This is a genomic window from Streptomyces corallincola (assembly GCF_019104725.1).
GTDB classification, from domain to species: Bacteria; Actinomycetota; Actinomycetes; order Streptomycetales; family Streptomycetaceae; genus Streptomyces; species Streptomyces corallincola.
In genome coordinates this window covers 36,956-47,722 of record NZ_JAHRXF010000005.1, presented here as the reverse complement: position 1 = coordinate 47,722, position 10,767 = coordinate 36,956, and the positions used below count along the sequence as shown (strand labels likewise).

Here is a 10,767-nt window from a genome sequence, read left to right as displayed (position 1 = left end):
CCCGGACAGGCTCTCCGAGGCACACGGCCTTGAGATTTAACCCGATCTTGCAGGCGACATTAAGACTAATCGGCCGAATCTATGCTATGCAAGCCTAAATTCGTGCCCGGGGCATCCGCACTCCCCCACCCCCGAAGCCTTCGGCCGACGACGCTGCACCACGACTCCCCGCACCGATACCCCGTGTGAAGATCCAATCTCGCACGCTGTCCGACAGATTCGCCAAATCCACCGACTCATATGCCGGTTGAGTTTTGAGAAGTCCGTTCTGTCCATTTTCGGAATGCTGGGTGTCCAAGAGCGCGGCCAGAGCGCGCAGGCTCTCGGCGTAATCCTGGTCGCCGTCCCCGGCCGCCGCACGGCGCCGCAACGCTTCCCGCGCCACCGCGTCGGCGCCCGCTACGACAGCGTCCAGCCGCGCGGTTCCCTCCCGCACCGAACGCCGCTCACCCGCCACCCGCTCCGAGACCAGGGCGAGATGACGGACCTCACGGCCGAGCAGCTCCGCGCGCGCGGCGCCCGGACCGTCCGGTTCCGGCCATGCGACCACGTCCGCCGCCGCCCGCAGTACCCCCCGTACGGCCTGAAGCCGTCGGGCGACCGCCCAGCGCACGGTGACGAGCTGGCCGACGGCCACCGCGCCGACGCATCCGAGCACCGTCTGGAGCAGCCGTTCCCCGGTCAGCGCCCACGGTCCGGCCGCGACCGGCGACGCCACGGCGGACAGCAGGATGCCCATCGGCGTCACGAACACCATCGCCAGCGCGTAGTTGCGCGCCACCACGCACTCGGTGACGAACGCGAACAGGGCGAGCAGCACCACGATCGCCGTGGGCCCCGGAGCCGCCGCGAAGACTCCCCCGGCCACCAGACAGCCCGCCAGCGTGCCCGCGCCACGCAGCAGGGCACGGTCGTTGACGCTGGCCGCCTGGTTCCCCGCGGCCAGCACCGCGGCGGCGGCGGCGAGCGCCCAGAAGGGATGCGGGGCCCCGACGGCCAGGGAGAGGACACCGGCGAGCCCGACCCCGGCGGCCGTGCGCAGCCCGGCCCAGCCCAGGATGTGGACGTGGGGTCGCCAGAAGAGGTGACGCGCCGAACGGTGCGGGGCGGTGAGGTCCCCCGGCGTGCCGCGAGTCGGCCGGGTGGGCGCGGACGGGGTCGCGGTGTGCCTGGCGCGGACATCGCGGAGGGCCGCGCTCCCCCACACCAGCAGGGTCGCCAGCAGGCCGGTCGCCGCGACCGCGCCGGTCAGCGGCAGCGGATCGCCGGGTGGCAGCGCGGTGGCGACCGCGCCGACCAGCACCGGCATCACGATGCCCGGCGGCCGGGCCGCGAACGCGCCGCAGACGACGGTGACCACGCCCGCCCACCCGGCGGTGACCAGCACCGCGAGCCAGGCGTGGCCCTGCGCCGTGGAACAGAGGAGGAACCCGGCGGCCAGGCCGAGCGTGGCGAAGGCCACCGCGCGGGCGTCCCTCGCGGGCGGACCGGGGCGGCCGTACAGCGCGGCGAGCGAGCCGAGCCCACCCACGGCACCCAGTCCGGGCCGCCCCGCGCCGAACGCGAGCGCCATCGGCAGCGCCATGCAGACCCCCGCGATGGTCGCGGTACGGAACCGCTGGGGCGCGGACCGGGTCCGCAACAGCTTTGCGGACAGGGCGTGTTGACGAGGCGGGACGGGGCGGCCTGCCGGGTCGGACGGCGACGCTGGGGTCATGACGGACGGCTCCTGATCGGCGGAAGGCCGGGGACGACGGGTGCTCCGGACACGGGTACGCGGCTGCCGTACGGCCGGTGCGGGTGATCCCGTACGGCCGGTACGGCAGCCTTCCGCGTCGCGTGCGCCGGGGCGTGCGATCGGGTCTGACGGGTCAGACCGGGTACTCGGAGTGCCGGTCGGCCACCGTCACCCAGCGGGTCTCGGTGAAGAACTCCGCGCCCCACTCGCTGCCGAAGTGGCCGTAGCCGCTGTTCTTCACGCCGCCCACCGGAGCCTGCGGCTCGTCGGCCACCGACTGGTCGTTGACGTGCGTGGCACCGTGCCGCAGCCGCCGGGCCACGTCGAGACCGCGGGTGGCGTTCTCGGTGAACACCGCGCTGGACAGGCCGTATTCGGTGTCGTTGGCGAGATCGACGGCCTCGTCCACGGTGTCCACGCGGAAGATCGTGGCGACCGGGCCGAAGACCTCCTCGTGGTAGATCCGCATGTCCGGGGTGACCTTGTCGAGGACGGTGGCCGGGTAGAACGCGCCGTCCGCCGGGCCGCCGCCGAACAGCACCTCGGCGCCCTTCTCCACGGCGTCCGCGACCAGACCGGCGACCCGCTCGGCGGCCCGGGTGTTGACCAGCGGGCCGACCAGGGTGTCCGGCCGGTCCGGGTCGCCCTGCCCGAGCGCGGCGACCTTGGCGACGAAGGCACGGACGAACGCGTCCGCGACACCGTTCTGCACGATGACCCGGTCCACGCACATGCAGATCTGGCCGGAGTTCATGAACTTCGCCAGGGTCACCCCGGAGGCCGCGTACTCGGGGTCGGCGTCGTCCAGTACGAGGATGGGATTCTTGCCGCCCAACTCCAGGATGACGGGCTTGAGATGCTCGCCCGCGAGCCGTCCGACGATCCGGCCGACCGGGGTCGAACCGGTGAAGTTGACCCGCGTGACCCGGTCGTCCGCGATCAGCGCCTCCACCACACCGGGCGCGTCCGCGCGGTCGTTGGTGACGACATTGACGACGCCGTCCGGGACGCCCGCCGCCGAGAGCACGTCGGCGAGGAAGAACCCGCTGGTCACGGGGGCGTCCTCACTGGGCCGTATGACCACCGGGTTACCGGTGGCCAGCGCGACCGCGACCGCGCGGGCGCACAGGATCAGCGGACCGTTCCAGGGGACGAAGGCGGCGACGACACCGGCGGGCGAGCGCACCGCCATCGACCACTCCCCCGGCACGTCGGTCGCCAGCAGCGCACCGGACGGCCGGGTCGCCATCGTGGCCGCCTGGCGCAGCAGTTCGGCGGACATCCGGATGTTGAACGCCGCCCAGGTACGGGTTCCGGCGGTTTCCTGGAGCATGATCCCGGTGAACTCGTCGGCCCGCTCCTCCAGCAGATCGGCGGCCTTCTCCAGCAGCGCGCGGCGGGTGGAGGGCGCGGTGGCGGCCCAGCCGGGGAAGGCGGCGTGCGCGGCGGCGACCGCGCGCTCCACGTCCTCGGCACCGGCGGCCGGGACGGTCAGATACACCTCTCCGGTCACGGGGTTGATGTCGTCGGTGGTGCGTCCGGAGGCGGCCGGTACCTCGGTGCCGCCGATGAGCAGACCTCGTGTGCCGAGCGCCCGTTCCTGGATCTGGTCGATCATCGCTTGCTCCTGCTGGTCGATGTGCTTGTTCCCGGGCGGGTGGGCCCGGTGCGGTCAGGCCGCGGGGCCGCGCCGGGAATCCGGCACAGCCCCGTACGGAAGGGTTCTCGCTGGGTGGTTCAGTGCTGCGGGTGCAGGGCGTGCGGGTGGAGCACGTCCTCCAGGCCGACCCGGGAGAGGAACTCCCGGCGGATACGGTCCGCGACGTCGCTGACCTCTTCCGAACCGTCGTTCGCGGGGTCCACGTGCACCCGGAACGGCCGCTCGCCGTGCGGAGTGTCCACGACCTGCACCACCGCGTCGGCGACCTGCGAGACATCGGCGTCGGCGGGGGCGAGCGCGGCGAGCCGCTGGCTCACCTGCTCCACCAGGCCGGGGTAGAGCGCCTCGTACGCCTTCACGGTCTGCTCGTCGGCCGGGTGGCCGCCGGTGGCGAAGTGGTTGGTGCCCTTGGTGAAGGAACCGGGAACCACGATGGTCGTCTCGATGTTGAACCGGGCCAGCTCGGCCGCGTAGCTCACCGCGAGGGAGTCCATCGCGGCCTTGGCGGCGAAGTACGGCGCGAGGTACGGCGGGGTGCCGCCGCGCGTGCTGGTGGAGCCGATCCACAGCAGCAGACCCTCGCCCTGCTCGCGCAGCCGGGGCAGCACGGCGCGGTTGACCCGCTGGGTACCGAGCACGTTGGTGTCGTAGACGGCGGCGATCTCCTCGGGGGTGAACGCCTCGGTCGGACCGGTCACCATGTGTCCCGCGTTGTGCACGACGACGTCGATACGACCGGCCTGGTCGATCACGGTCTTGATCGCCGCGTCGGCCGACTCCTGGGAGAGCACGTCCAGTTCGACGGTACGCAGGTCGGCGTCGTTGTCGGCGGCCCACTGCGCGGCGTCCGCGACGCGTCCGGCGTTGCGGCCACGGGTGTCGCGCATCGCGGCGTAGACGGTGTGGCCCGCCTTGGCCAGCTCACGGGCGCTGAGCGCGCCGAAGCCCGAACCGGCCCCGGTGATGAGGATGGTCTTGCTCATGATGACTCCTGGAAACGAGTGGAGAGGAAAGGGGAAGAGAGGGGAGGGGAAGAGAGGAGAGGCGGACGGAGGCAGGCACCAAGTCCGCCGGTGACAGGGGGAGTTGTCACGCGAAGGTGATGACCGAGCGCCCGGAACTGCGGCCCGCCGCCATCGCGTCCAGCGCGGCGGGGGCGTCGTCCAGCGTGATCGGCGTGACCTTGGGGAGGATGCCGTGGGCCGCGGAGAACGCGAGGGTGTCGCGCATGTCGTGCGGCGAGCCGGACGGCGAGGCCATCACGTGCAGCCGGTTCAACACCATCGGCTGGATGGGGAGTTGGAGCGGCTCGGCACCGTAGCCGCAGAACACGAGGGTGCCGTCGGGGGCGAGACCGCCGAGGGTGGCGGCGCCCGCCGCGGTGGAGGGGGCCGCGTTCAGCACGACGTTGGCGCCGCCCTCCCACTGCTTGAGCTCCTGCGCCGGGTCGTTGTCCTGGGTGGCGACGTAGAGTTCGGCGCCCATCTCCTTGGCGGCGTCGGCACCGCTCTGCGAGCGGCCGATCACGGCGACCCGGGCGCCCATCGCCACCGCGTAGTTGATGGCGAGCGCGCCGATGCCGCCCGCGCCGACGACCGCGACCCGCGAACCGGCCTTCACTCCGCCCTGCCGCAGCCCGTTGAACGCGGTGATGCCCGCGCACATCAGGGGTGCGGCGGCCACCGGGTCGAGCCCGGCGGGCAGTTCGGTGACGTAACCGGCCTTGAGGATCACGTACTCGGCGTAGCCGCCGTCCGCGACGATTCCGGTGATCCGCTTGGCGGTGCAGAGGATCTGCTCGCCGCGCACGCAGTAGTCGCAGTGGCCGCAGGAGTCGTACAGGAACTGTCCGCCGACGGCCGTGCCGACGGCGGGCGAGGTGACACCGGGGCCGGTGGCCTCGACCACACCGGTGATCTCGTGGCCGGGGATGACGGGGAAGCGGGCGAAGGGATAGTGGCCGCGGATCAGGTTGAGGTCGGAGAAGCAGACCCCGCAGGCGGTCACCCGGACGAGTACCTCGCCGAAGCCGGGCTCGGGGATGTCGCGCTCGGCGAGGGACAGCGGTGCGTCAACCGCGGTGGCGATGGCAGCGTGCATGAGTGGGACCTCGGGTTCCTCGGGTTCTCACGGCCGGAGCCGCGTGCCTTCACGGCCGGACAGGCCGTCTGCGTCTGCCCTTGAGTGTTCGCCGTGTACCGATTGCGGCGGATGCGTCAAATGACTGCGAGCAGTTCGGTGGCTCGACGGTGGCGGTGCCCACCCGTGTGTCCGCTCCGGTCCGCGCCCGGGGAACACCGGGGGCGGGGCGCCGAACGGAAGGGCCGGGACGGGGCCGCCGGGGTCCCGGCTCCGGTGTCCGCCCGAACGGACACCGGGTGACGTGCCCGGGGCCAGTCACATGACCGATGTCCGGTCGCGCCGCCTCCCCGAGCATGGAAAACACGGCGCACCGCGCCCCCCATCAGCACCGACAGCGGGAAGGAGCACTTTCATGGCCCGCGTTTTCATCACCGGCACGACCGACGGGCTCGGTCTGGCCGCGGCCCGGCTGCTCGTCGAGCAGGGACACACGGTCATCGGGCATGCCAGGAACGAGCGGCGGGCGCAGCAACTGCGCGAGCGGCTCCCGGAGGCGGAGACGGTCCTCGCGGCCGATCTGTCCAGCCGGAAACAGACCGTCCGCCTCGCCGAGCAGGCCAACGAGCTGGACCCCTTCGACGCCGTGATCCACAACGCCGGTGTCGGCTACCGCGAGCGGGCCAAGATCACCACCGAGGACGGGCACGCGCACGTCCTCGCCATCAACGTGCTCGCGCCCTACATCCTGACCTCCCTGATGCACCGCCCCAAGCGCCTGGTCTATCTGAGCAGCGGCATGCACCAAGGCGGCCGGGGCGACACCCGCGACCTGGACTGGGAGCGCCGTCCGTGGAACGGCTCGCAGGCGTACTCCGACAGCAAGCTGTACGACGCCACGCTCGCGTTCGCCGTCGCCCGGCTCTGGCCGGAGGTGCTGAGCAATTCCCTGGAGCCCGGCTGGGTGCCCACCAAGATGGGCGGCCCCGGCGCACCGGACGACATCACCCAGGCCCACATCACGCAGGCGTGGCTCGCGGTGAGCGAGGACCCCGAGGCGAAGGTGACCGGCCAGTACTTCTACCACCAGAAGGAAGTGCCCGCGGCGCTCGCCGCGCTGGACACCGGTTTCCAGGACGATCTGCTGGCGACGCTGGAGGAGCTGACCTCCGTGCCGTTCCCGCGTTCCTGAGACGAGAGGCGGCAGTGATGGAGCGGGTTTCTCTCGGCGGTCTCGACAGCTCCCGGATCGGCCTGGGCTGCATGGGCATGTCCGCCTTCTACGCGGGCGCCGGCTCGGACGACGCCGAGTCGGTCCGTACGATCCACCGGGCGCTGGACCTCGGGGTGACGATGATCGACACCGCCGAGGTGTACGGCCCGTACACCAACGAGGAGCTGGTCGGCCGGGCGATCGCGGACCGCCGGGACCAGGTCGTGCTGGCCACCAAGTTCGGGCAGATCTCCCACCCGAGCGGCGAGCGCGGTCTGGACAGCTCCCCCGCGAGCATCACCACCGCCGTCGAGGGCTCCCTGAAACGGCTCGGCACGGACCGTATCGACCTGTACTACCAGCACCGGGTGGACCCGGGGACGCCCATCGAGGAGACGGTCGGTGTGCTCGCCGAGCTGGTCCGGCAGGGCAAGGTCCGCTCCATCGGGCTCTCCGAGGCCTCCCCCGAGACGATCCGCCGCGCGCACGCCGTGCACCCGGTGACCGCGCTCCAGACCGAGTTCTCCCTGTGGAGCCGCGAGCCGGAGCGCGCACTGCTTCCCCTGCTCCGGGAACTCGGCATCGGCTTCGTCGCGTACGCCCCGCTGGGCCGGGGCTTCCTCACCGGCAGCATCCGCAGCCCCCAGGAGCTGGCGGACGGCGACTTCCGCAAGAGCAACCCGCGCTTCACGGCGGACGCTCTCGACCACAACCTCTCCATCGTCACGGTCGTGGAGGACGTCGCCGCCGAGGTGGGCGGCACTCCGGCGCAGGTCGCGCTGGCCTGGCTGCTCGCCCAGGGCGAGGACATCGTCCCGATCCCCGGCACCAAGCGGGTCTCACGGGTGGAGGAGAACCTCGGTGCGGCCCAGGTGAAGCTGACGGCCGATCAGCTGGACCGGCTGGACGCGGTAGCCCCACCCCTGGGCGACCGGTACGCGGACATGTCCCCCATCGACCGCTGACTCCACGTCAAAAAAACATTTCCGTACCGGGGTTGAACCACTTCTCCCACCCACCCCGTGTACCTGCTGAAGACTCCCTGCCACCCCGACGGGGCGCAGGGGCAGGGCGGTCGTTCTCCTCCCCCCCTTTGGAGAACGGCCGCCCGTTCCAGTTCACCCGCCCCGCTATTACGTCGTAATAGCGGGGTCTTCGCTGTCGGCGGTGGCCGTCCGCTGCCGCTGGTGATCGTTGAGGATCTGCAGCATGCGGTCGAACTCCACGTCGCTCATCTTCCGGATGAGGTGCATGGCAACGAACGTGCCGTTGTCGTAGGGGAGTTTCTGCGGAGCCGTGACGGCCGGAGCGGGCGAGCCGACCGGTGCGGTCGGCACAGCCGAGGTCGTGGCGGCGACCGGAGCCGTCGCACCACTCCCCTCCCCCACCGTCTCCGTGACGACCTCCGCCACCTCATCGGCACGGTCCTCGGGGGCGTCCTCGGGGGCGTCCTCTATTACGTCGTAATAGCTCGCGCCCTCCGAAGCACCGGCGAACGTGTCCCCGGCATCCGCGGCATCCCCGTCGCCCCCGGTGTCCTCCGCGCCCACGGCGCTTTCGCTCCGCGCCCCGGAACCGGGCCCGGTCTGCTGACGCGGTACCTGGCGTTCCTCCAGGGTGCGCTGGCGGCGGTCGTACTTCTCCGCCTCCTTGCGCAGCCGCTCGGCCTTCAGTTCCTCCAGCGCCGTTTCCTGCTGGTCGTGCGGCTTGTTGCCGACGGCCCGCAGGAGGTCGATCGGCTCCTGGCCGATGCGCTGCTGGAGTTCCGGAGTGAGGTTGAGCAGGGCGAGCCGCTGGGAGACCCAGCCCTGGGAGCGGTGCAGCCGCTTGGCGAGAGCGGTCTGGCTGCCGTGGATACCAAGCAGCCGTTGCAGGGCCCGGGCCTCGTCCAGCTCCTCCAGGTCCTGGCGGTGGATGTTGGCGACGAGGGCGGACTCCAGCAACTCCTCGGCGTTGGTGCCCTGTTCATCGCTGACCATTACCTTGAGGGTGACGAGTCCGGCCTCACGGGCGGCGGCCAGCCGACTGCTGCCGTCGATGACGACATAGGCGGCGTCGGCCTCCAGGTCGGCTTCGCGTCCCGGATTGACCTTGATGTAGGCGTCCCGGTTCATCACCGTGATGGCCTGCTTCTGGCCGTGGGTGCGCAGGCTGCCCGCGAGGTCGGTGAGATCACCGAGGGTGGAGCGGGGGTTGTCCGGGTTGGGGCTGATCCGGTGCGGGGGGAGTTCGGTGGGCGGGGCCACCCCGTCGGTGGGGACGCCGGTGGCGGCGGCGACCGCCTGACGACGCGCGCTGACCGGGCGCACTCCCCCACCGAACCGGCCCGCGCCGAGCTGGTCGGCCTTGCTCATGACACCTCCCTGGCGAGCGCGCGCATACCCACGGCCTGCTGCGAGCGGGGCGCGTAGGACAGCAGCGGCTTCTTCACCCGGACCGCTTCCTTCTGCTCCTTGAGATCACCGATGAGGCCGACGACCCGCGGATCCTTTATGTCCACCCACCCCTGGAGCGAGGAGGTGGCGATGTAGCCGCGCCGCGAGTCGTAGAGGTTGACCACGATCCCGAGGTAGTCGATGTCGATCTGGAGGTCACCGCGCAGATCGTCGATCTGGGTAGTGAGCAGTTCGTACGCGTCGGCGGAGCTGTCCTCGGCCTGGACGACGATGAGCGCGCCGGACTGGCCGAGCTTCTCGCCGTCACGGCGGCGGCCGTAGTAGGCGGCGGCGTCCATGCTGAGGCCGAGGCTGGGCGGGCAGTCCACGAGGATGACGTCGTAGTCGTCCTCCAGCGGGGACAGCGCCCGCTCCAGCGCGGCTTCCCGCGCGCGCACGGCGGAGAGACGCACGTCCAGCAGGAAGGCGTCGTTGCAGGCGGGCAGCAGATGGAGCCTGCCGCCGAACGACTCCTCGTCCACGGAGACGATCAGGTCGCGCAGGTCGCCCTTGGGGTCGCCCGCCATGTGATTGGTGAGGCTGTCACCGGTCAATGGCAGGGGAGTGGCGCCCAGTTGGTTGGTGAGGTGGCACTGCGGGTCGAAGTCCACGAGCAGTACCCGCAGCCCGAGGCCGGGCAGGTTCTCGACATCGAGCGGGTTGCTCGCCTCGATCCGCTCCTCGCCGTCGGCGGCCTCACTGGTGCGCAGCGCCTTGGCGAGCGCCTTGGCGACCCTGACCGGGTGCAGCGCGTTGTCGTCCTCGGCGAGCGCTTCGCCCAGACCGGCGGTGATGGCCGTCTTGCCGACTCCGCCCTTCTGGTTGCAGACGACGATGCGGCGGGTGACGGCCGGACGCGCCACGTTCGGGGCGGGGTTGGTGTCCAGCCAGAACTGGACGGCCTGGGCGAGGCCCTGAGTGAGGGAGACCCTGCGGTCGGCGGCGACACTCCGGAACTCCTCCCACTGCCCGGTGGGCAGGAAGGTGGAGAAGGAGTCGGCACCGGCGGTGTCGAGCGTGGGCGGGGAGGCGGCCAGGCGACACCACTCGGTGATGCCCTGTTCCACGGCCGCCTGGATCTCGATGCCGTGCTGTGCGGCTCTGATCTTGAGGTTCTGCCGGAGCCATCCCGGCAGCTTGGAGACGACCTTCTCGCGGTCGCTGGAGGTGGCTGGCGAACTCATGAGAGACACCATACTAACGTCCGCCCCGCCAGGCCCCATTGACACGTTAGTTAGACGACCTGTCACCCCATCAGATACCACCGCACACCGCCATACCCCCCACACCACCCCAGAACCCCCCATCCCCCAACCGACGCCCACCCGGCCTATTACGTCGTAATAGCTCAGCGCGGGGGAGGGGGGCCGGGTGGGGTTGCCGGGTCGGGCTGCGGGGTCGGGTTGCGGGCGGGGGCCGGATGGGGGCCGGAGCTATTACGACGTAATAGGTCGGCGCGGGGGAGAGGCGAGCCGGACGGGGCACCGAGCGGAGGCCGAAGCTATTACGGCGTAATAGCTCGGCGCGGGGGAGGGGGGCCGGATGAGGGCGCCCGGTAGGGGCGCCGGAGCTATTACGACGTAATAGGTCGGCCCCGCCAGGAGCCTCCGAGGGCAGGGCAGGTGCTGTCCCGGGCTGTCGG

Annotated in this window: 8 protein-coding genes; 2 read left to right on the top strand and 6 right to left on the bottom strand. The window is 71.3% G+C overall.

Going from position 1 to position 10,767, the window contains the following annotated elements; genetic code table 11:
• Window positions 1-94 precede the first annotated feature (94 nt).
• From KUM39_RS05695 to KUM39_RS05680, 4 genes are all read right to left on the bottom strand, one after another.
• Window positions 95-1,717: an FUSC family protein gene (locus KUM39_RS05695; protein ID WP_217784280.1), complete on the bottom strand. Its 1,623-nt coding sequence runs from the start codon at window positions 1,715-1,717 to the stop codon at window positions 95-97.
• A gap of 154 nt (window positions 1,718-1,871) precedes the next feature.
• Window positions 1,872-3,356 carry an aldehyde dehydrogenase family protein gene (locus KUM39_RS05690; RefSeq protein ID WP_217784279.1) on the bottom strand — a complete coding sequence of 495 codons (1,485 nt, stop codon included), beginning with the start codon at window positions 3,354-3,356 and terminating at the stop codon, window positions 1,872-1,874.
• 119 nt (window positions 3,357-3,475) lie between these two features.
• The gene (locus tag KUM39_RS05685) at window positions 3,476-4,381 is read right to left on the bottom strand and encodes an SDR family oxidoreductase (protein WP_217784278.1); all 906 of its coding nucleotides are present in this window, start codon (window positions 4,379-4,381) and stop codon (window positions 3,476-3,478) included.
• Window positions 4,382-4,487: 106 nt separating this feature from the next.
• On the bottom strand, window positions 4,488-5,498 hold the full coding sequence (locus tag KUM39_RS05680; RefSeq protein WP_217784277.1) for an alcohol dehydrogenase catalytic domain-containing protein: 1,011 nt from the start codon (window positions 5,496-5,498) through the stop codon (window positions 4,488-4,490).
• 394 nt (window positions 5,499-5,892) lie between these two features.
• Between KUM39_RS05680 and KUM39_RS05675 the strand changes: the two genes are divergently transcribed.
• Together KUM39_RS05675 and KUM39_RS05670 are read left to right on the top strand one after the other, a co-directional pair.
• Window positions 5,893-6,669, top strand: a complete 777-nt coding sequence (locus tag KUM39_RS05675; protein ID WP_217784276.1) for an SDR family NAD(P)-dependent oxidoreductase — start codon at window positions 5,893-5,895, stop codon at window positions 6,667-6,669.
• Window positions 6,670-6,686: 17 nt separating this feature from the next.
• Entirely contained in the window at window positions 6,687-7,655 is a 969-nt protein-coding gene (locus tag KUM39_RS05670; RefSeq protein WP_217784275.1) for an aldo/keto reductase, read from the top strand.
• A 168-nt stretch (window positions 7,656-7,823) separates the two neighbouring features.
• Here the strand turns inward: KUM39_RS05670 and KUM39_RS05665 are convergent, their stop codons facing one another.
• Together KUM39_RS05665 and KUM39_RS05660 are read right to left on the bottom strand one after the other, a co-directional pair.
• Window positions 7,824-9,044: a ParB/RepB/Spo0J family partition protein gene (locus KUM39_RS05665; protein WP_217784274.1), complete on the bottom strand. Its 1,221-nt coding sequence runs from the start codon at window positions 9,042-9,044 to the stop codon at window positions 7,824-7,826.
• The gene (locus KUM39_RS05660; protein ID WP_217784273.1) at window positions 9,041-10,309 is read right to left on the bottom strand and encodes a ParA family protein; all 1,269 of its coding nucleotides are present in this window, start codon (window positions 10,307-10,309) and stop codon (window positions 9,041-9,043) included. The genes KUM39_RS05665 and KUM39_RS05660 overlap by 4 nt, the downstream gene beginning before the upstream one ends.
• Window positions 10,310-10,767: the final 458 nt, after the last annotated feature.

Bases quoted from the DNA above. Each gene is read 5' to 3' on its own strand.
- KUM39_RS05695 (WP_217784280.1), bottom strand. From the start codon at position 1,717: ATGACCCCAGCGTCGCCGTCCGACCCGGCAGGCCGCCCCGTCCCGCCT.
- KUM39_RS05690 (WP_217784279.1), bottom strand. From the start codon at position 3,356: ATGATCGACCAGATCCAGGAACGGGCGCTCGGCACACGAGGTCTGCTC.
- KUM39_RS05685 (WP_217784278.1), bottom strand. From the start codon at position 4,381: ATGAGCAAGACCATCCTCATCACCGGGGCCGGTTCGGGCTTCGGCGCG.
- KUM39_RS05680 (WP_217784277.1), bottom strand. From the start codon at position 5,498: ATGCACGCTGCCATCGCCACCGCGGTTGACGCACCGCTGTCCCTCGCC.
- KUM39_RS05675 (WP_217784276.1), top strand. From the start codon at position 5,893: ATGGCCCGCGTTTTCATCACCGGCACGACCGACGGGCTCGGTCTGGCC.
- KUM39_RS05670 (WP_217784275.1), top strand. From the start codon at position 6,687: ATGGAGCGGGTTTCTCTCGGCGGTCTCGACAGCTCCCGGATCGGCCTG.
- KUM39_RS05665 (WP_217784274.1), bottom strand. From the start codon at position 9,044: ATGAGCAAGGCCGACCAGCTCGGCGCGGGCCGGTTCGGTGGGGGAGTG.
- KUM39_RS05660 (WP_217784273.1), bottom strand. From the start codon at position 10,309: ATGAGTTCGCCAGCCACCTCCAGCGACCGCGAGAAGGTCGTCTCCAAG.